Here is a 20,981-nt window from a genome sequence, read left to right as displayed (position 1 = left end):
AGGATGTTTCAAATGAAAAAATTATTACTTACGGCACTTATTTCAACTTCAATTTTTGGATTAGCTGCTTGTGGCGGGAAAGATAAAGATGAAAAGAAACTTGTTGTTGGTGCTTCTAACGTACCGCACGCTGTTATTTTAGAAAAGGCAAAACCGTTACTTGAGAAAAAAGGAATTGAATTAGAAATTAAAAAATTCCAAGACTACGTATTACCAAATAAATCGTTAGCGGATAAGGAATTAGATGCAAACTACTTCCAGCATATTCCGTATTTAGAAAAAGAAATTAAAGATAAAAAGTATGACTTTGAAGTAGCAGGAAAGATTCATTTAGAACCAATTGGTGTGTACTCTCAAAAGTATAAGAGTTTAAAAGAGCTTCCAGATGGTGCGACAATTATTATGAGTAATTCAGTTGCTGACCACGGACGTGGTTTAGCAATTTTACAAAAAGAAGGTATTTTAAAAATTAAAGACGGAATAGATCCAGTTAAAGCAACTACAAAAGATATTGCAGATAATCCGAAAAATCTAAAATTCAAAACGGATATCGAGCCTGGTTTATTGCCACAAGTGTATAACAATAAAGAAGGCGACGCTGTTTTAATTAACTCTAACTATGCAATTGATGCAAAGTTAAATCCGGAAAAAGATGCAATTGCAATTGAAGGAAATGATTCACCATACGCAAACATAGTAGCTGTTCGTAAAGGCGATAAAGATAAGAAAGAGATTAAAGCTCTTGTAGAAGTATTGCATTCTAAAGAAATTGAAGACTTCATTAATAAAGAATATAAAGGGGCAGTTGTTCCTGCAAAAGAATAATTGCTGAAAAGGGCTGGTGTATGCCGGCTCTTTTTATAACTACATAACCATTGGGGAGAAGGGGAAATCATATGAAAAAGGTTCTACTGTCAGTTGTTACAGCGTTGTCTGTATTTACATTAGTTGCTTGCGGGAGCAAAGAGGAGAATAAGCTTGTTGTGGGAGCTTCTAACGTGCCACACGCTGTTATTTTAGAAAAGGCACAGCCGATATTAGAGAAAAAAGGCATTAAGTTAGAGATTAAAAAGTTCCAGGATTATGTACTGCCAAATAAAGCGTTAGCGGATAAAGAAATTGATGCGAACTACTTCCAGCATATTCCTTACTTAGATAAAGAAATTCAAGAAAAGGGATATAAAATTGTAAACGCAGGAAAAATCCATTTAGAGCCAATGGGTATTTATTCTAAGAAATATAAAAGCTTAAAAGACTTACCAGATGGCGGGACAGTGATTATGAGTAATAACGTAGCGGAGCGTGGCCGCATGCTAGCGCTGTTACAAAAAGGCGGCGTTATTAAATTAAAAGACGGAGTAGATGTTGTTAAAGCAACAGTAAAAGATGTTGTAGAAAACCCGAAAAACTTAAAATTTAAAACAGATGTTGAACCTGGACTTTCACCGAAATTGTATGAAAATAATGAGGGAGATGCTTTATTTATTAATTCAAACTATGCAATTGATGCAAAATTAAATCCAACAAAGGATGCAATTGCGATTGAAGGATCAGACTCTCCGTATGCAAACATCATTGCAGTTCGTAAAGGTGATGAGAAGAAAAAAGAAATTAAAGAGCTAGTAGAAGTGCTACATTCAAAAGAAATTCAAGATTTTATTAATAAAGAATATAAAGGTGCTGTACTTCCGGTAAGTGAATAAATATAAGGAAAGGGCTGGAAAATTACCAGTCCTTTTTTCTTTATATAAATAAGAAGAAAGGTGTATCATAGAAAGATGTGAAGGAAATACTTATATACATTTGTGAAAAAACGGTTACTTTTTTTCGTCGTTTGCGATATCATTTTATTTGATATAAAATTAGAATGAGAATAAAATGAGAATATGAACGTTTTAGGAATTTTTAAAATGTATATATAGGATTAATGGAGGTATTGAGATGGCTGGTTCTACATTAACGGTTAAAGACTTACACGTATCAATTGATGGCAAAGAAATTTTAAAGGGTGTAAACCTTGAAGTAAAAGGTGGAGAAATCCACGCAATTATGGGACCTAACGGAACAGGTAAATCAACTTTATCTTCTGCAATTATGGGTCACCCAAAGTATGAAGTAACAGAAGGTAGCATCATCATCGACGGTGAAGATGTATTAGAAATGGAAGTAGACGAGCGCGCACAAGCGGGTCTATTCCTAGCAATGCAATATCCAAGTGAAATTAGCGGAGTAACAAACGCTGACTTCTTACGTTCTGCAATTAATGCACGTCGTGAAGAAGGCGATGAAATTTCTCTTATGAAATTTATCCGTACATTAGATAAAAACATGGAATTCCTAGAAATGGATCCAGAAATGGCACAACGTTACTTAAACGAAGGTTTCTCTGGTGGAGAGAAAAAACGTAACGAAATTCTTCAATTAATGATGATTGAGCCAAAAATCGCAATCTTAGATGAAATTGACTCAGGTCTTGATATCGATGCATTAAAAGTTGTATCTAAAGGTATTAACGAAATGCGCGGCGAAGAGTTCGGTTGCCTAATGATTACGCATTACCAACGTTTATTAAACTACATCACTCCAGACTTCGTTCACGTTATGATGAACGGTCGTATCGTTAAATCTGGTGGCCCTGAGCTTGCACAACGTCTAGAAGCTGAAGGTTACGACTGGATTAAAAAAGAATTAGGTATTGAAGACGAAACAACAGAGCAAGAAGCGTAAGAGAGGAGCATAAACATGACAATCGGTACATTACCTTTCGATCAAGAAACAATCCGTCAACGCGCAAGCGAAGTAAACGAAGCAGCTTGGTTGACTGAGTTCCGCTTACAAGCTCTTGCACAAGCAACTGAACTTCCAATGCCAACGCCTGATAAAACGAAAATTGACAAATGGGACTTTATCGGAAAAGGCGACGCTGCTAAGCAAGAGCCTGTAAGTTCTTTAACTGAACTTCCAGAAGCAGTGAAAAACTTAATCGATGAAAATAACAGCGTATTAGTGCAACGTACTGGTACAACTGCATTCGTTTCTTTAGCAGACGAAGCAAAAGAAAAAGGTGTTATTTTTACAGACATCGTAACAGCAGCAACTGAGCACGCTGAACTAGTACAAAAGTACTTAATGAAAGACGGCGTGAAAGTAGACGAGCATCGTCTAACTGCACTTCATGCTGCATTAATCAACGGCGGTGCATTCGTATATGTTCCGAAAAACGTTGTTCTTGAAACTCCACTTCAAGCTGTATTCTTAGTAGACGGCGAAGAAGCTAACGTATATAACCACGTATTATTCGTAGCTGATGCGAACAGTACTGCAACTTATGTAGAAAACTACGTTGCAAATGAAAATGCTAAAGGTATTGCAAATATCGTAGCAGAAGTAATCGTGGAACAAGGCGCACAAGTGAAATTCGGTGCGGTTGATCTATTAGCAAAAGACGTAACAACTTACGTTAACCGCCGCGGCGTTGTAGGACGCGACGGCCGTATTGATTGGGCTCTAGGCCTTATGAATGACGGAAACACAATTTCAGAGAATGTTACGAACTTAATGGGCGACGGTTCATATGCTGATACGAAAACAGTAACAATTGGCCGTGGTAACCAAACACAAAACTTTACAACTAAAGTTGTTCACTTCGGTAAACACTCTGAAGGTTGGATTTTAAAACACGGTGTACAAAAAGATAGTGCAACATCTATCTTTAACGGAATTGGTAAGATTGAACACGGTGCATCTAAATCAAATGCACAACAATCTTCTCGCGTTCTTATGTTAGATGAAAAAGCACGCGGTGATGCAAACCCAATTCTTTTAATCGACGAAGATGATGTAATGGCAGGTCACGCAGCTTCAGTAGGTCGCGTAGATCCAGTCCAACTATACTACTTGATGAGCCGTGGTATTCCAAAACGCGAAGCAGAACGTTTAGTCATCCATGGATTCTTAGCACCTGTAGTTAATGAGCTTCCAATTGAAGGAGTAAAGGCACAGCTTGTTGAGGTAATTGAAAGGAAAGTTCGCTAATGAATATTCATGAAATACGCAAACAGTTTCCAATTCTTGATCAAAAAGTGAACGGCAAACAACTTGTTTATTTCGATAGTGCAGCAACTTCTCAAAAACCAATTCAAGTCATTGAAACGTTAGAACGTTACTATAAAGAATATAATTCTAACGTGCATCGCGGTGTTCATACGCTCGGTACGAAAGCTACCGACGCGTATGAAGGTGCACGTGAGAAAGTTCGCAAGTTTATTAACGCGAAATCAATGGAAGAGATTATTTTCACACGCGGAACGACAACTGCATTAAATACAGTAGCAGCTAGCTATGGTCTTGAAAATGTAAAAGAGGGCGATGAAATCGTTATTTCTTACATGGAGCACCATAGTAATATCATTCCGTGGCAACAAGTTGCGAAGAAAACTGGTGCAACTTTAAAATATCTTCCGCTTCAACCAGACGGTACAATTTCTTTAGAAGATGTTCGTCAAACAGTTACACCGAATACAAAAATCGTTTCTATTATGCAAGTATCAAACGTACTTGGAACGATTAACCCTGTAAAAGAAATCGGAGCAATTGCACACGAAAATGGCGCAATTATGGTCGTTGATGGTGCACAAAGTACACCTCACATGAAAGTGGATGTACAAGATTTAAACTGTGATTTCTACGCATTATCTGCTCATAAGATGTGCGGACCTACAGGTATCGGCGTATTATATGGTAAAAAAGAATTGCTGAACAATATGGAGCCAATTGAATTTGGCGGTGAAATGATTGATTTCGTAGATTTACAAGAATCTACGTGGAAAGAGCTTCCGTGGAAGTTTGAAGCAGGTACACCGATTATCGGTAATGCAATCGGACTTGGTGCGGCAATTGATTTCCTAGAAGAAATCGGTCTTGATAATATTGAAAAGCATGAGCATGAATTAGCGCAATACGCTTTAGAAAGACTATCAGAAGTAGATGGCGTTACAATTTATGGTCCAAAGCATCGCGCTGGTCTTGTTACATTTAATATTGAAGACGTACATCCTCACGATGTAGCGACTGTATTAGATGTAGAAGGCATTGCAGTTCGCGCAGGACATCACTGTGCACAACCGCTTATGAAGTGGCTAAAAGCTTCTTCAACAGCACGTGCGAGCTTCTATTTATATAATACAAAAGAAGAAATTGATACATTTGTTGAATCGCTAATCAAGACAAAGGAGTATTTCACAAATGTCATTTAATAATTTAGATACGTTATATCGTCAAGTTATTATGGATCATTACAAAAATCCTCGTAACCATGGCGTGTTAGAAGATAGTGTTACCGTTAACTTGAACAATCCAACTTGCGGCGATCGTATTCAACTTACGATGAAAGTAGAAGAAGGTATTGTGCAAGAGGCGAAGTTTGAAGGTGAAGGATGTTCAATCTCAATGTCTTCAGCTTCAATGATGACACAAGCAGTAAAAGGTAAGAAAATTGAAGAAGCACTTCAGCTTTCGAAAATTTTCTCTGACATGATGCTAGGAAAAGAGTACGATGACAGCATCGATTTAGGAGATATTGAAGCATTACAAGGCGTATGCAAGTTCCCTGCACGTATTAAATGTGCAACATTAGCGTGGAAAGCGTTAGAAAAGGGCTTAAACGAAGATAAGTAATGTTAAAGGTTCCTAAAAACGAGGTTATCTAAGGAGGGACACACCAACATGGCGAAGCAACTGCCAGATATCGGCGATTATAAATATGGTTTCAAAGACAAAGACGTTTCGATTTTCCGTGCTGGACGCGGTTTAACAAAAGAAATCGTTGAAGAAATTTCACGTATGAAAGAAGAACCACAGTGGATGTTAGACTTCCGTTTAAAATCACTGGATAAGTTCTACGAAATGCCAATGCCACAATGGGGCGGCGACTTAAACGACTTAGATTTCGATGAAATTACGTACTACGTAAAACCATCTGAGAAATCTGAGAAGTCTTGGGATGAAGTACCTGATGAAATTAAAGCAACATTTGATAAATTAGGTATTCCAGAAGCTGAACAAAAATATTTAGCTGGTGTATCTGCACAGTACGAATCTGAAGTTGTATACCACAACATGAAAGAAGACCTAGAAGCTCTAGGAATCGTCTTCAAAGATACAGATAGCGCATTAAAAGAGAACGAAGATATTTTCCGTGAGCATTTCGGAAAAGTAATCCCACCAACAGACAACAAATTCTCTGCATTAAACTCTGCAGTTTGGTCTGGTGGATCATTCATCTACGTTCCAAAAGGTGTTAAAGTTGATACACCACTTCAAGCGTATTTCCGTATTAACTCTGAAAATATGGGACAATTCGAGCGTACGCTTATCATCGTAGACGAAGGCGCACACGTACACTACGTAGAAGGTTGTACAGCACCTGTTTACACGACTAACTCACTTCACAGTGCGGTAGTAGAAATCATCATTAAGAAAGATGCATATTGCCGTTATACAACAATCCAAAACTGGGCGAACAACGTATACAACCTAGTTACAAAACGTGCGGTTTGTGAAGAAAACGCAACGATGGAATGGATTGACGGTAACATCGGATCTAAATTAACGATGAAATACCCAGCAGTTATCTTAAAAGGCGAAGGCGCTCGTGGTTTAACATTATCTATCGCGATTGCTGGTAAAGGCCAACACCAAGATGCTGGTGCGAAAATGATTCACTTAGCACCAAACACGTCTTCAACAATCGTTTCTAAATCGATTGCGAAGCATGGTGGTAAAGTAACTTACCGTGGTATCGTACACTTCGGACCAAAAGCGAAAAACTCTCGCTCTAACATCGAGTGTGACACGTTAATCATGGATAACCAATCTACATCTGATACAATTCCTTACAACGAAATCAAAAACGATTACGTTTCACTTGAGCACGAAGCGAAAGTATCGAAAGTATCAGAAGAACAATTATTCTACCTAATGAGCCGCGGTATTTCTGAGCAAGAAGCCACAGAAATGATCGTAATGGGCTTCATCGAGCCATTCACTCGCGAACTTCCAATGGAATACGCAGTTGAAATGAACCGCCTAATCAAGTTTGAGATGGAAGGTTCTATTGGTTAAATAGAAATGCGGAGCCGATTGTTCAGACCCGTTGGCTAAGGTTCTTTCGCACAGAAGATGCTTTTTATCTTCTCGTGCGGAAGGTTCTTAGACATGAAGGTCTAGGAGGCGAAGCTGGACAATATTTAAAAGTGGCAGCGGCTTATTCTAGCCGCTGGAACTGGATAATATATGTATGAAGAAAGCGTCCTGCTGTGCAGGGCGCTTTTTTGTTTTGTGGATTTGTCTTGGCTCGGGAGAGGATACCCGGGTGAGTGTTTAGCTAAATATATCAACGATTTTTCAAATATATCGATCATAAACGGGAATATATCAACGATTATTTCAATATATCAACGTTTCGACAAGGAATATCGATTTGTCGACAAGATAAGACAAAAGAAAATCCTCACATACCCCAAACATTTTATAAGAACAGAGAACGACTAGGTTTAAGACAAAGATACTGACAAATCCACTTGAACAACTACCCACTGAATTCTCTATTAAACTTTTTGACAAATCCACCCCCCCTCCCTCCACTATCTGGAATTCTTTCCTGCATTAGCAAAAGTTTCTCATATAAAAAGGACAATCTTTTGCTTTTTCTCACAATGCGAGTACAATGTAAAATAGCAAGAAAAGACGAAAAGTATTTACAGGATTATTGTGTGCGCATAGCGTAAATGGCAGTAAGGAACTGAGAGGAGGTTTTTTCTCTGAATACAAATAAAGAAACAATCATCCACCTTTATCATACAAACGATATACATAGTCATTTTGAAAATTGGCCGCAAATTTCTCGGTTTGTTCTAGGGGAGAAAAAGCGAAGACAGGAAGCGGGAGAGACTGTTTTGACGATTGATATCGGCGATCATGTGGATCGTTTTCATAGTATTTCGGAAGCGACAAATGGGCTTGGGAATACGAAGCTTTTAAATGAGGCGTTATATGATTATGTAACGATCGGAAATAATGAAGGAATTACGTTAGCGAAAGAGCATTTAAATCGGCTCTATGATGATGCTGGATTTGAAGTACTTGTTGCAAATTTATTTGAAAAAGAAGGTGTACGTCCATCATGGGCAAAGCCTTATAAATTACATACAACGACAGATGGGATTACGATTGCTTTTATCGGGTTAACTGTTGCGTATCCAGAGTTTTATCAAATGCTCGATTGGCATATTGAAGATCCGCTTATCCATTTAGAGTCTATTTTAGAAGAAGTGAGAGATGAGGCTCATATAACAGTTGTCCTTTCTCACCTTGGAAAAAGTATGGATGAGTATATGGCAGAGCATTATGATATAGATGTTATTTTAGGGGCACATACGCATCATTTATTTGAGCGTGGTGTTCTAATGAATAATACTTTACTTTGTTGCTGTGAAAAGTGGGGACGTTACGTTGGGCACGTGCAGCTTACTGTGGATAAAGAGACGAAGAAGCTGTTGAAAAAGGACGGTAGGGCGATTAAGACGGAACGGTTAGGTGCTTATAGCGAGCCGTTATCCACAATTGAAATACTGCAGGAAGAAAGTAAGCATATAATGGCAGAGCCTGTCGTTCATTTAAAAGAGTCATTACAGGTTGATTGGTTTCATGAGACGCCGTTTTCTCATATGTTAGCAAGTGCGCTGAAAACATGGTGCGGTGCAGAAATTGGCATGGTGAATGCTGGTGTACTTCTTGAAGGGTTAGAAGAGGGTGTCGTAACGCGCGGAGATATTCACAGAATTTGTCCACATCCAATTAATCCGTGTGCTTTGAAAGTTCCAGGAAAGATATTAAGAGAAGTTATTTTGAAAGCACGTAAGCCGAATATGGAGAATCTTGAGGTGAAAGGATTCGGATTTCGTGGGAAAGTGATGGGGAAAATGATTTACGCGGATGTAGAAGTAATTCCAGATACGATTCCTGGGAATAAAATTTTACTCGAAGATGTATTAATTAACGGGGAATCGCTGGAATTAGATCGTATATATACAGTAGGAACAATTGATATGTTTACATTTGGCTACTTATACCCAGAGCTATCCACACTTTCTGACAAACAATATTATATGCCAGAACTACTTAGAGATGTGTTAACAGATATGTTAATAACTTATACATCTTCCGTTAAACTATAGGCTAGTTAACTTGTAACACTCATTTTTCTCTTGTCATACAGATAAGAAAGAGAGGAGTGTGAACTATGGTTAATGTGGAGTCAATTATAATTGATAATTATACGTTTATTGCGGTTAGCGTGAAACTTCCAAAGACAAATTTGCTAGCTGTAATGAGCGATAAAGGATATATTATGTGTGGTGCATTAGATGTAGGTCTTTTAAATGAGAAGTTAGGTGATCGAGGAATTATTGCTGGCCGTGCGGTTGGTGTAAGAACGATTGAACAACTTCTTGAAGCGCCGCTAGAATCGGTAACGACTGGAGCTGAAGCATTAGGCATTCCAGCAGGAACGATTGGAAAAGAAGCATTATTAAAAATGAGATAAGCATATATCGTCCCTCCTTCTTGCATAGAAATGATATAAGAAGGAGGTTTTTTTATGAGTATATTTCGCTCGAAAAACTCGCGGTTTCGAAGGGGACCTATTGCCTTTCGGTATATACTGCTTATGTCGTTTATTCTTTTTATTATATTACTTACGCAAGGGTTGTGGATTGTGAATAATAGTATTCAGCCGACCTTAATTAAATATGGGGAAGTAGAGACGCATAAAATGGCGACGGCAATTATGACGAAGGCAGTAAAGGATCGAATTAATGAAGGATTCGATGTAGATTCATTAATGAAAGTACAGAATGATAAAAACGGAAAAGTATCTACAATTAATTTAAATACAAAGCAAGTAAATGAAATCGTAACGTCAACGACCACGTACATAGAAAAATATTTGCAGCAAGTAGAACAAGGGAAGTTGAAGGAGCTAGGTATTTCTGAAAAAAACGGGGCGACTATGGCAGTTCCTTTTGGGCGTGTAACTGATAATGCACTTCTTGGTAATATAGGACCGGATATTCCGATTCATTTCACGCCAATTGGGCATGTGAATACAGATATTAAACAAAAAATTGAGCCGCATGGGATTAATACTACAGCAATTCAAATTGTTATGGAAATGGAAGTAACATTGCAAGTAATTATTCCATTTCATACGAAAGAGATAACGGTGAAACAAAATGTTCCGATTGTGACGCGTATCGTTCAAGGGGAAGTGCCTACGTATTATGGAAGTGGAAGTGTTGCTGTACCTGATAAAAAGAAAACAGATAGTTAGTTGTAAATACAGTGAAACCCGGCTCAGCCAGGCTTTTAATGGATAAAAAATAACCGTAGCAATGCAGCTACGGTTATCTTTTTGTATTTGCTCGTTCTTTGCGTTCCCAAAGGCTTAAATGCATGTATGGATCGAAGGCCCATTCTGTATAGCCATTGTCTTTATATATGCCAAAATGTAAGTGGGGTGGGAATTTTCCGGCTGTACCAGGAGGTCCATAACCAGTGCTACCAACAAATCCGATTACTTTCCCTGGCTCAACAATTTGTCCAAGCTGTATTTCTTTTGAGAACCCGCCTAAATGAGCGTAATAATGGTAATTGTTATGAAGGTCGCGAATACCAATGCGCCATCCACCAAGGCGGTTCCAACCTTTCGTTTCAATAATGCCATAGCAAGTCGATCTTACTGGCACGCCATATCCGGCAAAAATATCGGTTCCTTCATGAATCCTTCTACCCCCAAAACTTCTTCCAGCGCCGAAAGTACTACGGTAGCTATGGTCACTACGGATCGGAAGAGGAAAAGCATTTCCCTCTAAATTAATACGGCCATAATGTTTATAAATTTGGGCATATTCGCTAATTAAATCAACTGTTTTTGCACGTCTATAATATTCCCAGAGCATAATTTTAATACGGTCTTCTGACGTTCCTTGTTTCCTTAAAATAGTCGCTGCGGTATGCAGAAGATCACGGTCGCTATTTGCATTTGCAAATCCATCTTTGTCACCATCTAAACCTATTCCGCCAAATAGAGAAATTGTATGGGGGAGAGTATCGTTACTATTAATAGGTCCAGCCCATATTTCTGGTTTGAAATAAAGGGAAATGATGGCATCTGGTTTTTTCGGAATATCTTTTCTTACGCTCCGTATATTTCTTTCATATTGATCCATTGCAGCTAAGTAATACCATGGAATGCCTGAAGACTGCTCGGTTTCTTTATATAGTGCCATGCGCTTTTCGTATATGCTTTGCTGATTATCTTCACCGTAAGCGATGTTTTGGTGGAGAAGAAAACAAATAGAAAGCAAAAGAGAAATTTTTCGAAGCATGAAATAGACTCCTTTCACAACATCACTCTTTTTAGTGTGGGATATACGGAGTATTTCATTATAGGGAACGATTGGAAAAAATCTTAGAATCTTCATTTGAGCAAATCGCTTTCATACGTTAGAATAGATATGTTACATTGAAAGAAGCGAACACGGTAAACTATTTCATATTGTGCGGAGTTGATAACCATGACAAAACAAACAGAATATAAGCGCAAGCCCGAATGGTTGAAAATTAAGTTAAACACGAATGAAAACTATACAGGCTTAAAGAAAATGATGCGTTCTAAGAATCTTCATACCGTTTGTGAAGAGGCAAAATGTCCGAATATTCATGAATGCTGGGCTGTAAGAAAAACAGCAACATTTATGATTTTAGGTGCGGTTTGTACACGTGCTTGTCGTTTTTGTGCGGTTAAAACAGGCTTACCAACTGAGCTTGATTTACAAGAACCAGAACGCGTAGCAGATTCAGTAGTACAAATGGGCTTAAAGCACGTTGTTATAACAGCGGTTGCACGTGATGATTTAAAGGACGGGGGAGCAGCTGTTTTTGCTGAAACAGTACGCGCAGTACGTCGTAAAAACCCATTCACGTCTATCGAAGTATTACCATCTGATATGGGTGGAGTAGAAGAAAACTTAAAAATGTTAATGGATGCAAAACCAGATATTTTAAACCATAACATTGAAACAGTACGTCGATTATCTGACCGAGTTCGCGCTAGAGCAAAATATGAACGTTCATTAGAGTTTTTACGTCGAGCGAAAGAAATGCAGCCTGATATTCCAACTAAATCGAGCATTATGGTGGGCTTAGGTGAAACGAGAGAAGATTTAATTGAAGCAATGGATGACTTACGTGCAAACAATGTGGATATTTTAACTCTTGGGCAATACCTACAACCATCTAAGAAGCATTTACCAGTTCTTAAATATTACCCACCAGCAGAATTTGCAGAGCTTAAAGAAATTGCACTTAGCAAAGGATTTAGCCACTGTGAAGCTGGCCCACTTGTGCGTTCTTCTTACCATGCGGACGAGCAAGTACGTTCTGCAAAAGAAAAAACAGCAGAAGCTAAATAATGAAAAAAGAGAGCTAATGATTAGCTCTCTTTTTGTTTGTACTCTAAAATGGTATTTGGACATGTTAATAAAATCTTTTTTAATTCTTCTGTGGATAATTCAATTGTAAATTCAGGAACACCAGGTGTAATTAAAATTTTATCGTACTTATAAATAGCGTTATCCACAATAATTGTTACATCGTGTGAATATCCGAAAGGAGCCACACATCCCGGCGTACAACCAGTTTTGTCTCGCAGTTCATCAGGAGAACAGAGAGATAAGCGTTCTCCTGTTAATTCTTTCATCTCTCCCCGGTTGAGCCTTGTGCCCTCTAACGTAAAAAATACGTAATAATCTTCAGACTTTGATTTTAAAAATAAGCTTTTACTTGGAGTGCCTTGTAAGCCAAGTCTCTCGCGTACGATCCGATCCGTCTCATAATCGAGTACTGGTTCGTGTTCGAATTTTTCATAAGAAACATTTGTTTTATGTAGTAAAGCAAGTACGTCTTCGTACATATGAAATGATACCCCTTTCTATTGTTAGAACAGTCTCTTCTCGTGGCGTCAACTGAATGTTTTGGAAAGGGATATTACTTGGACGATGTTTCCCATAAGCGTTTTATCATACATTGTTCGTCGATTGTAATTTCGTAAATATCAGGATTCGTTAAAGTTCTCCATTCATTAAAGCCAATCGTATGATCAAAATGCTTTAAAATGAGTGTAAGTAAATTGCCATGTGTAACAAGTAGTGTTGTCGTATGGTTTAATTGTAAAACGTCTTGAATAAGCGATAGGGCCCGGTCTGTTGCTTGTTTTGTTGACTCTCCGCCTGAAAAGGCAATATCTATATTTGTAAAAGTAGATTCTAGTTTTTGCATCCAATCATCCATTGGAATGTTGCTCAATATGCGTTCAGTTAATCGTTCATCTTTTTGGATAGATAAGTTAGCTTGGAGCGCATAGGGCCGAATGGAATCGATAGCTCGGACAAATGGGCTTGAAATAATATGATCGATTTGTAGATGATTTTCTAAGAGGAATGTAGCAAGGGTGTTTGCTTGGTCTTTTCCATCGGTCGTTAATTCATCATCACGTTTTTGCCCAATTGCTGAACAATGTCGTATTACAATAATTTTCTTCATAATTCATCCCCATCTTTCAAGTTGACGCTATATACTTCGACAAATGTAGAAATAATTCCTTTTTATTGGAAACAGCATATTGATTTAAATATGTGGAAAAGTAATGTGGATAATGAACATTTGAGGTGCAATCATGAATAAAATGATATGTATTGTATTTAGTCTTTGTTTTTTTATACACTTGTCCACAACTTATGCAGAGTCGAATCAAAAACTAAATTATCCAAGCAATCGAAATAAGTCATTTGTGAGTGAGGATGTTTTTTATAAACAGTTAGATAAGAAAATCTATAAAGAATACAATAATGCAGCATATAGTGTTCGGAAAAAAATCTTATTTAAAGAAGTGGCTGATGAGGAATTTTCTTTCCTACAAAAAACAACCATGGGTTGTCGGAGTAGTGCGGTGCTTCAAGATTTTTTTGTTCATCCTGATCGCCAAGTTTATTTTTTCGCTTCCTTTTCTCAAAATGAAGTAGAAGAGTTTCATAAGTACATCGTTATAGATGCAGAAACAAAGAGGGAGCTGCAAGAAGGAAAAAGCTATCACCATTGCGACAATCCATAAAAAATAACCCACCAATCGGTGGGTTATTTTTTACTCCGGCACACTCATTAATTTCGCTTTCATCTTGCGAATAAGAACGACAGCCCCAATTGTGAAGAGAAGGGTAATTCCTTCGGCAACAAAGATATTGATTGTTTTTGTTTGGTAAAGTGCCGCGAAAAAGTCTACAAATGCGTGGAATAGTATAGCGTATACTAGGAAGATATATTTCTTCTGTTTGACTGCGTATAAAACAAGCATTGTAAAGGCGATTTGAAGCACGAGTGCCATAATTCTTTCTAAGCTACCAAGGAAGTATAAGTAGGCGGGTTGCTGAATTAACATATCCTGTAAAATGCTAAGCTCAGGTTTTTGTTCAATCAGTCGAGCGAAGCTACCATCATTAATAGAATTAGCAAAGATTAATGCTTGTAATGCAGAAAAACCGCCAATTAAAATAGATTCAATTCCGCCGTGACCAATTCCATAAGCGAAGCCATCTTTATATTCTAGATATTTTTTTAGTAAGAAGAAGAAGGCAACGAAGCGTCCTAATTCTTCAAAAATACCAGCAGTCAATCCGCCATAAATTGCGAAGACAAACGGATTTTCTAAAAATGGAGCGATTGTTGGATTACCGCGCATAAATAGGTGGAATGGTGTTTCAAGAATTTGGGTGAATCCGATAAAGATAAGAACACCAACGCCGACCACTTTCCAATTCATATTATATTTTTTACGGAAATAAACGAGTACGATAATTGGGACCAGAATCGAGATAATGAGTTGAAAAATGATGCTGGCAATTACAGTATTTGAAACCATACTTTCACCGCTTTCTAATATATGTACATATCTATTATGCATGAAATAGGGGAGAGATGAAACTTTTAGAAAGAAAATGAATTTACTTATTGACTCTAACGTTGCGTCATACTTTATCGTATGTACTAAGGGGGAGATACAAATGACAATGAGAGTAAAAGAAGTAGCTGATTTAGTTGGAATTAGTGTGCGCACACTGCATCATTACGATGAAATTGGGTTGTTAACCCCAGACGAGACGACAGAGTCTGGATATCGTCTGTATTCCAATGAAAATTTAGAGACATTGCAGCAAATTTTGTTTTTTAAAGAGCTTGGCTTCCCTTTGAAGAAAATTAAAGAGATTATCATGAGTCCATCATTTGATCGCGAAGAGGCACTACAGCTTCATAAGAAGATGCTTCTTGAAAAGCGTGCCAGATTAGATAAGGTGATTGCGACGATTGATAAAACAATTCAGCATACAAAAGGAGAGATTGAAATGACGAATAAAGAGAAATTTGAAGGATTCGATTTCAGCCATAACCCATATGAAGAAGAAGCACGTGAAAAATGGGGAGACGCAGCTGTAGATAAAGCGAACGAATATGCAAAAGGTATGTCAAAAGAGAACCAAGAGGAGTTTAATGCTATTTATAGAAATTTAGCAACGCTTAGACACGATGCACCAGATTCTAAAGAGGCGCAGGCAGCTATTAAAGTATGGTACGATTACTTGCAAAACTTCGGTGAATATTCGTTAGATGCTTTTAAAGGACTCGGTCAAATGTACGTCGCTGATGAGCGCTTTACGAAAAATATCGATAAGTTTGGTGAGGGATTAGCGCAGTTTATGTGTGATGCGATGGAGGTTTATGCGGATCGTAATAAAAAATAAAAAGTAAAACAGGTGGAGATTTTCTCCACCTGTTTTACTTTTTAATCATATCATTCAAAGTCTGATCTCCCGTATTGTTCAAATGAGGATTTTTACTCATTTCTCGTTTTAACATATCGAGGCTTTGTGTATATTCTGTATCATTTAATGCGCCAGATTGAAGCCCTTGAATTTGAGAAATCAACTTTTGGTCTGTTGATACATATGCTTTATAATAGCGAGGAACGATGGACAAAGCAGCTCTATATACTTGATCCGCTACGAGTTTTGGATCCGTTGTGTTTGCACGGTATACAACGAACACTTCATCATCAGTAACGAGTGTAGCAGCGTTTGTAACGTCAGGAAGTTTGACTGTCATGCTTGTAATCATTTCAGCGACCTTCTCGCGATTAATGGCCCCTACTTGTTTGTTAGATACTTCATGCTTTTGTTTAGAAGAATAACCGACTCTTGTGAGTCTTGTATTTGTATTTTCCGTATGATACATGTCGTTTTTATTGGAAACAAGAACACGGCTTCCTTCTTCACGTTCCATTTCAGCTTTGTTCGCTGATTGGCAGCCTGCAAATAAGGAAAGAGTGAGAAGGGAAAGTAAAATTTGTTTTTTCACGATGTATCACCTCCTTCTCCATAGCATGTACTAATTTGCAATTTTTTGTATTTGAAATTGTTGGTTGTTATGCTTTGTGATACGATAAAAAGAAGAATGCTTAGAGAGGAAGTTAATGATGGAGCAAAAGCAAGAGATTCATGCTACGGTGAGCATTAATAATGTTCAGTACGAAGTAATTAAAAACTTTCGTGACGGTTTTAGTGAAGAAGCATTTAAAGAGCGCTATGCAGAAATTTTAAATAAATATGATTACATCGTTGGGGACTGGGGATATGAGCAACTTAGATTGCGCGGATTCTTTGATGATAGTAACCAACGTGCGACATATGATACGAAAATTAGTACGTTAACGGAGTATTTATACGAGTACTGTAACTTCGGTTGCGCACATTTTGTATTACGAAAAGTGAAGAAATAAAAAAATCCTCTTACAATTGTAAGAGGATTTTTTCATAGCAGTTATACCAATTGTGAGGAGGCTGTTTACTTGAAAAATAAACAGCACCTCGACAAATATAATGATTCTTTTCATACAAACGCAATGAAACGGGATTGCCAGTGAAAGCATCTAATCGTATGCCTGTATAGTCTTTTCGTTTTGCTTCATTTTCCCAAAAGGATAAAAGTACTTTGCTATATCCTTTTCCTTGGGCGAAAGGATGTATGACGAAAGAATGGACGATAAGAAAGCGACCGTGTGTTTCTGACCAATCAATTAGCTCATATTCTGGAGATTGCCACTCATTCAACACAACAGCACCAACGAGCGAATCATGCTCAAATAGGCAGTAGAGTTCACCTTGTTCTAAGTGATAGGCAATATGTTCTCGAGTCGGATATGAATCATCCCATTGATAAATTTTCTTTTGTAAGAGCGCTTTTTTACATTCTGTATACATTGCATCTAATTCGTCTAATAAATTCATCGTACCTTTTCTCACATTTAGCATGAGACTCCCCCTTATAAACAAATTGAAATAGAATCGCCTTCAGAAAGTATTGTATTTGGTTTCATTTGTTGTCCGTTTAATTGAATCTCCCCATTTTTAATTTTATCCACAATGCGTGTACGGCTCCAGTCGGAAATATATGTGGATAAGGCTTTATCGATGCGGTGGGAACCGAAAACGATATCTAATACGATCGTGATTTCGGTTATGCCGCTTTCTTGATGTTGCGTAATGGAAATGGTAGTAGTTGTTTCCGTTTGATCTTGCTGAGTCATATCGATCGTTTCAACGTGATCAGTAAATGCTTTATAAATACGAAGTTTTTGATTCCACGTATGGTCTTTCGGACATTTATAAATGGCAAAGCGGTATATGTTTTTTCCGTTGGCGTTATGCCTACGAATATTTGTATCGGTAAATAGGGTAGTACGTCTGCAATTTTTACAATATTTTTCGATTGTGTTTTGCTCGTTTTCATATAAACTCCAAGAAAGTTGTACTTTCTGCATTTTCCTTCACCTCTTATAGTAGTGGCAAAGAAACGTAATACAGCTATTTGGATGTCTTGTAGTATGAAGACATGAGAAAAAGACAAAAATAAAAGGAGGTCCCCAAAGAGGAACCTCCGTAAACATCATACTACAGATGCAATACGTTCCTTTGTAATGGGAATGGGCAGACTACTCCCTTGAAAAAGCACGGTGCTTTTTTGAGAGTAATGCTATCCAATTGCTGGTCCATTACAAAGTAAATGTTGGCATACGTAGATAACGTCCTTTCTATCCAAATAGATTTATTCTTAATTATAACACAAAAGATTGAAAATTCAAAACTCTATTAATGAAAAAACACCAGCTAAAATAGCTGGTGCATACGATAAATTATATAAGTTCAAATAAAAATGAGCGTAATTCTTCTGCAATTTCTTCAGTCATAGAAAATGCATGCTCTAAGTAGCCTGGTTCGTTTAAATCGTCAGCACCGATGATTGCAAATTTATTGCGCTGCATATCAAGGACAATTGTTTTACCGTAATGACGATCGGAGTATAATAGCGCTAAATCGTGACGCTCATTTTCTCCCATAAAGCTAACGAAACGAGTTTTTGTAGCGACAGTATCGTCGTACAGAAAGAAACGTTCTTCCATACACATGGCTCCTTTATTAAATATCTAAGTTTAAGTGTGGTTTATGATCTAAATGGTGATGTGTTTTAATGAATCGTACTGTTCTTGTTTTGTAACGCATTACGATAGAGTATGTTTCAGCTAAGTCTCCGCCAAGGAATTTAACACCGTCTAATAACTCACCAGCAGATACACCAGTTGCTGAGAAGATTGCATCATCCCCAGATACTAGGTCATCTAACATAAGAAGTTGACGAGGATCTTCTAATCCCATTTCACGACAACGAGCTTCTTCTTCTTCGTTCATTGGAACTAAGCGAGCTTGCATTTCACCTTCAAGGCACTTTAATGCTGCTGCAGAAATAACACCTTCTGGAGCTCCGCCAATACCTACGAATAAGTCGATACCGGTTCCAGGTAGTGCTGTTGCGATTGACGCACCAACATCACCGTCACCAAATAATTTTACGCGTGCACCTTTTGCACGAACACGGTCAATAATATCTTGATGACGTTCACGTTCTTGAACGATAACTGTTAGATCGCGAATCTTTTTATTGTTAGCTTCTGCTACAATTTCAATTGTTTTTTCAATTGGATCATCTAAGCTAATTTTACCAGCTGCTTTTGGACCAACCGCGATTTTTTCCATGTACATATCAGGAGCATGAAGAAGGTTCCCTTTGTCTGCGATTGCAATAACTGCCATTGCATTTGCAAGACCTTTTGCAACGATGTTTGTACCTTCTAATGGATCAACGGCGATGTCTACTTCTGGACCGTTACCTGTTCCTAGTTCTTCACCAATATACAACATCGGTGCTTCATCAAGTTCTCCTTCACCAATTACAACTGTACCTGCCATGTTTACTGAATCGAACATATCACGCATTGCTGTAGTTGCTGCATCATCTGCTTCATTTTTCTTTCCGCGGCCCATCCACTGTGCGGATGCTAAGGCTGCTGCTTCTGTTACACGGACAATTTCTAGTGCGAGTTCACGTTCCAAGATTCCATTCCTCCAATTTCAAAAATCATACAAATATAACTATAACAAATAACGGAGAAAAGGTGAATTCGAAAAATTGTCGATTTTTTCAGAAGAAAGCGTTACAATTAAAATGTAAATGCTTTAATTTCCAGGTAGGTGACATTCATGTATTTTGTAGACAGAAAGAAAATAGAACAAATGCTAGTATGTTTAGAACGAGCAACAAGTACATTTCAAGAGAAAAAGATATATGAAACCGAGTTTGAATTTTACGCATTAGAGCGCATAGCCCATCTTATTATTGATTGTGTATTAGATGTAGGAAATGCGATGATTGATGGATTTATTATGCGCGATCCAGGAAGCTATGAAGATATTATTGATATTTTAATGGACGAGCGAGTGATAAGTGAAGAAGATGGACAAGGGATGAAAGAAATTATCCTTCTTCGAAAAATGCTTACGCAAGACTATATTCAAATGAATCATGATGAATTATATAAGACGATTCAAAAACATATTGCAGTGGTAGAGAAATACCCAGCAAATATTCGCAGTTATTTAGAAAAGGAATTAGGACCTGTATCTGCATTTGTACCAGAATAATTATGCTTATAAGATCCCCAGAGAATGCCTTTTGGGGATCTTATATTGTATGTGAGAAAGAAAAGGGAGAAGGGTGAAGTATGGGGGAAGCACGTACTACGAAAGACGAGATTGTACAATTGTTGAAAGTAAAGGGAGAGCACACGGTAGCGGAACTAGCTGACGTTTTAGAGATTACAGAAATGGCGATCCGAAGACATTTAAGTAATCTTGAGAAAGACGGACTCATTTATTCTAAGATGGTAAGGCAACATGTCGGAAGACCAACTTATTTGTATGGATTAAGCGAAAAGGGAGAAGATACATTCCCGAAAGAGTATAAGCAATTTGCGATTGATATGCTAGAAGATTTAGCTCGAATGGGCGATGAAAAAATACTTCGTTACGTTTTAAAAGAGAGAACGAAGCGAATGGAAGAACAGTTACAAAAGAGAGTGAGTAATCAAAAGAATTTAGCATATAAAGTGCAAGAGATAGCAGCTATGCAAGAGAGAAATGGTTATATGGTTCAAATAAAGAGAGATGGAGAGAATTCTTTCGTAATTGAAAAACAAAACTGTCCGTTAAAGGAAATTGCCGAGAGATTCCCGCAAGTGTGTGAAGATGAAAAAGAAATGTATAAGCGTTTATTTACGAACGCAGAAGTGAAAACGCTAGCAAATATGTGCGAGGGCGATTGTAGTTGTTCTTACCAAATAAAAGAGAAAAAATGAACGTTATGGGGCGCTTTAAGGTAAAGCGTTTTTTTCTTTTGGAAAAGCGGGTAATATAAGAGTGGTA

The 20,981-nt window shown here is 37.7% G+C and carries 25 protein-coding genes; 16 read left to right on the top strand and 9 right to left on the bottom strand.

The window, feature by feature from the left end; translation table 11 throughout:
- Positions 1-12 precede the first annotated feature (12 nt).
- The 10 genes from metQ (DN404_RS16175) to yunB all read left to right on the top strand — a co-directional run bounded on the left by metQ (DN404_RS16175) (position 13) and on the right by yunB (position 10,390).
- On the top strand, positions 13-825 hold the full coding sequence (gene metQ, locus DN404_RS16175) for a methionine ABC transporter substrate-binding lipoprotein MetQ (RefSeq protein WP_149215222.1): 813 nt from the start codon (positions 13-15) through the stop codon (positions 823-825).
- A 71-nt stretch (positions 826-896) separates the two neighbouring features.
- Positions 897-1,703 (top strand): methionine ABC transporter substrate-binding lipoprotein MetQ, encoded by an 807-nt coding sequence (gene metQ, locus DN404_RS16170; protein WP_086388937.1) that lies wholly within the window; start codon positions 897-899, stop codon positions 1,701-1,703.
- A 238-nt stretch (positions 1,704-1,941) separates the two neighbouring features.
- Positions 1,942-2,727, top strand: a complete 786-nt coding sequence (gene sufC, locus DN404_RS16165; RefSeq protein ID WP_000929160.1) for a Fe-S cluster assembly ATPase SufC — start codon at positions 1,942-1,944, stop codon at positions 2,725-2,727.
- A 15-nt stretch (positions 2,728-2,742) separates the two neighbouring features.
- Positions 2,743-4,035 (top strand): Fe-S cluster assembly protein SufD, encoded by a 1,293-nt coding sequence (gene sufD / locus DN404_RS16160; protein ID WP_000152167.1) that lies wholly within the window; start codon positions 2,743-2,745, stop codon positions 4,033-4,035.
- Positions 4,035-5,255, top strand: a complete 1,221-nt coding sequence (gene sufS / locus DN404_RS16155) for a cysteine desulfurase SufS (protein WP_001020767.1) — start codon at positions 4,035-4,037, stop codon at positions 5,253-5,255. Before sufD ends, sufS begins: the two co-directional genes overlap by 1 nt.
- Positions 5,245-5,676, top strand: a complete 432-nt coding sequence (sufU, locus tag DN404_RS16150) for a Fe-S cluster assembly sulfur transfer protein SufU (protein ID WP_000009523.1) — start codon at positions 5,245-5,247, stop codon at positions 5,674-5,676. The genes sufS and sufU overlap by 11 nt, the downstream gene beginning before the upstream one ends.
- 48 nt (positions 5,677-5,724) lie before the next feature.
- Positions 5,725-7,122, top strand: a complete 1,398-nt coding sequence (sufB, locus tag DN404_RS16145; protein WP_001118827.1) for a Fe-S cluster assembly protein SufB — start codon at positions 5,725-5,727, stop codon at positions 7,120-7,122.
- 698 nt (positions 7,123-7,820) lie between these two features.
- Positions 7,821-9,236, top strand: coding sequence for a bifunctional metallophosphatase/5'-nucleotidase (locus tag DN404_RS16135; protein WP_370512801.1), 1,416 nt, complete (start codon positions 7,821-7,823; stop codon positions 9,234-9,236).
- A gap of 65 nt (positions 9,237-9,301) precedes the next feature.
- Complete coding sequence (locus DN404_RS16130; protein ID WP_149215219.1) at positions 9,302-9,604, top strand: YunC family protein; 303 nt, start codon at positions 9,302-9,304, stop codon at positions 9,602-9,604.
- A 54-nt stretch (positions 9,605-9,658) separates the two neighbouring features.
- On the top strand, positions 9,659-10,390 hold the full coding sequence (gene yunB, locus DN404_RS16125) for a sporulation protein YunB (RefSeq protein WP_149215218.1): 732 nt from the start codon (positions 9,659-9,661) through the stop codon (positions 10,388-10,390).
- A gap of 73 nt (positions 10,391-10,463) precedes the next feature.
- Here yunB and DN404_RS16120 read toward each other — a convergent pair whose 3' ends face one another.
- Positions 10,464-11,447, bottom strand: a complete 984-nt coding sequence (locus tag DN404_RS16120) for a M23 family metallopeptidase (protein ID WP_000944663.1) — start codon at positions 11,445-11,447, stop codon at positions 10,464-10,466.
- Between the two features lie 189 nt (positions 11,448-11,636).
- Between DN404_RS16120 and lipA the strand changes: the two genes are divergently transcribed.
- Positions 11,637-12,533, top strand: a complete 897-nt coding sequence (gene lipA, locus DN404_RS16115) for a lipoyl synthase (protein ID WP_000166372.1) — start codon at positions 11,637-11,639, stop codon at positions 12,531-12,533.
- 20 nt (positions 12,534-12,553) lie between these two features.
- Here the strand turns inward: lipA and DN404_RS16110 are convergent, their stop codons facing one another.
- Both DN404_RS16110 and DN404_RS16105 read right to left on the bottom strand, forming a co-directional pair.
- The gene (locus tag DN404_RS16110) at positions 12,554-13,033 is read right to left on the bottom strand and encodes a YbaK/EbsC family protein (RefSeq protein ID WP_086385644.1); all 480 of its coding nucleotides are present in this window, start codon (positions 13,031-13,033) and stop codon (positions 12,554-12,556) included.
- Between the two features lie 74 nt (positions 13,034-13,107).
- Positions 13,108-13,662 carry a histidine phosphatase family protein gene (locus tag DN404_RS16105; RefSeq protein WP_149215217.1) on the bottom strand — a complete coding sequence of 185 codons (555 nt, stop codon included), beginning with the start codon at positions 13,660-13,662 and terminating at the stop codon, positions 13,108-13,110.
- Between the two features lie 133 nt (positions 13,663-13,795).
- Between DN404_RS16105 and DN404_RS16100 the strand changes: the two genes are divergently transcribed.
- Positions 13,796-14,230 carry a hypothetical protein gene (locus tag DN404_RS16100; protein ID WP_149215216.1) on the top strand — a complete coding sequence of 145 codons (435 nt, stop codon included), beginning with the start codon at positions 13,796-13,798 and terminating at the stop codon, positions 14,228-14,230.
- Positions 14,231-14,260: 30 nt separating this feature from the next.
- Here the strand turns inward: DN404_RS16100 and DN404_RS16095 are convergent, their stop codons facing one another.
- Complete coding sequence (locus DN404_RS16095) at positions 14,261-15,076, bottom strand: YhfC family intramembrane metalloprotease (protein ID WP_065224345.1); 816 nt, start codon at positions 15,074-15,076, stop codon at positions 14,261-14,263.
- A 100-nt stretch (positions 15,077-15,176) separates the two neighbouring features.
- On the opposite strand from DN404_RS16095, the gene DN404_RS16090 reads away from it, so the two are divergent.
- Positions 15,177-15,911: a MerR family transcriptional regulator gene (locus DN404_RS16090; protein ID WP_000178775.1), complete on the top strand. Its 735-nt coding sequence runs from the start codon at positions 15,177-15,179 to the stop codon at positions 15,909-15,911.
- A 34-nt stretch (positions 15,912-15,945) separates the two neighbouring features.
- On the opposite strand, the gene DN404_RS16085 is transcribed toward DN404_RS16090, so the two are convergent.
- Entirely contained in the window at positions 15,946-16,524 is a 579-nt protein-coding gene (locus DN404_RS16085; protein ID WP_000744132.1) for a YhcN/YlaJ family sporulation lipoprotein, read from the bottom strand.
- Between the two features lie 118 nt (positions 16,525-16,642).
- Between DN404_RS16085 and DN404_RS16080 the strand changes: the two genes are divergently transcribed.
- Positions 16,643-16,945, top strand: coding sequence for a YutD family protein (locus DN404_RS16080; RefSeq protein ID WP_000435943.1), 303 nt, complete (start codon positions 16,643-16,645; stop codon positions 16,943-16,945).
- 10 nt (positions 16,946-16,955) lie between these two features.
- Here DN404_RS16080 and DN404_RS16075 read toward each other — a convergent pair whose 3' ends face one another.
- From DN404_RS16075 to glpX, 4 genes are all read right to left on the bottom strand, one after another.
- Positions 16,956-17,477, bottom strand: a complete 522-nt coding sequence (locus tag DN404_RS16075; protein ID WP_144597243.1) for a GNAT family N-acetyltransferase — start codon at positions 17,475-17,477, stop codon at positions 16,956-16,958.
- 11 nt (positions 17,478-17,488) lie between these two features.
- Positions 17,489-17,986: a cytoplasmic protein gene (locus DN404_RS16070; protein ID WP_149215215.1), complete on the bottom strand. Its 498-nt coding sequence runs from the start codon at positions 17,984-17,986 to the stop codon at positions 17,489-17,491.
- Between the two features lie 372 nt (positions 17,987-18,358).
- Positions 18,359-18,625, bottom strand: a complete 267-nt coding sequence (locus DN404_RS16060; RefSeq protein WP_000392606.1) for a DUF3055 domain-containing protein — start codon at positions 18,623-18,625, stop codon at positions 18,359-18,361.
- Positions 18,626-18,641: 16 nt separating this feature from the next.
- Positions 18,642-19,613 carry a class II fructose-bisphosphatase gene (glpX, locus tag DN404_RS16055; RefSeq protein ID WP_000439090.1) on the bottom strand — a complete coding sequence of 324 codons (972 nt, stop codon included), beginning with the start codon at positions 19,611-19,613 and terminating at the stop codon, positions 18,642-18,644.
- Between the two features lie 147 nt (positions 19,614-19,760).
- On the opposite strand from glpX, the gene DN404_RS16050 reads away from it, so the two are divergent.
- Both DN404_RS16050 and DN404_RS16045 read left to right on the top strand, forming a co-directional pair.
- On the top strand, positions 19,761-20,201 hold the full coding sequence (locus tag DN404_RS16050; protein WP_000274006.1) for a DUF86 domain-containing protein: 441 nt from the start codon (positions 19,761-19,763) through the stop codon (positions 20,199-20,201).
- Between the two features lie 80 nt (positions 20,202-20,281).
- A complete protein-coding gene (locus DN404_RS16045; RefSeq protein WP_048534639.1) occupies positions 20,282-20,914 on the top strand; it encodes a helix-turn-helix transcriptional regulator in 633 nt (210 codons plus the stop codon).
- The last annotated feature ends 67 nt before the right edge of the window (positions 20,915-20,981 follow it).

This window comes from Bacillus sp. TE8-1, assembly GCF_008368855.1.
In the GTDB taxonomy this organism is placed as follows: Bacteria; Bacillota; Bacilli; order Bacillales; family Bacillaceae_G; genus Bacillus_A; species Bacillus_A cereus.
Note: the sequence above shows the minus strand (reverse complement) of the source record. Positions and strands in the feature narration are given on the sequence as shown.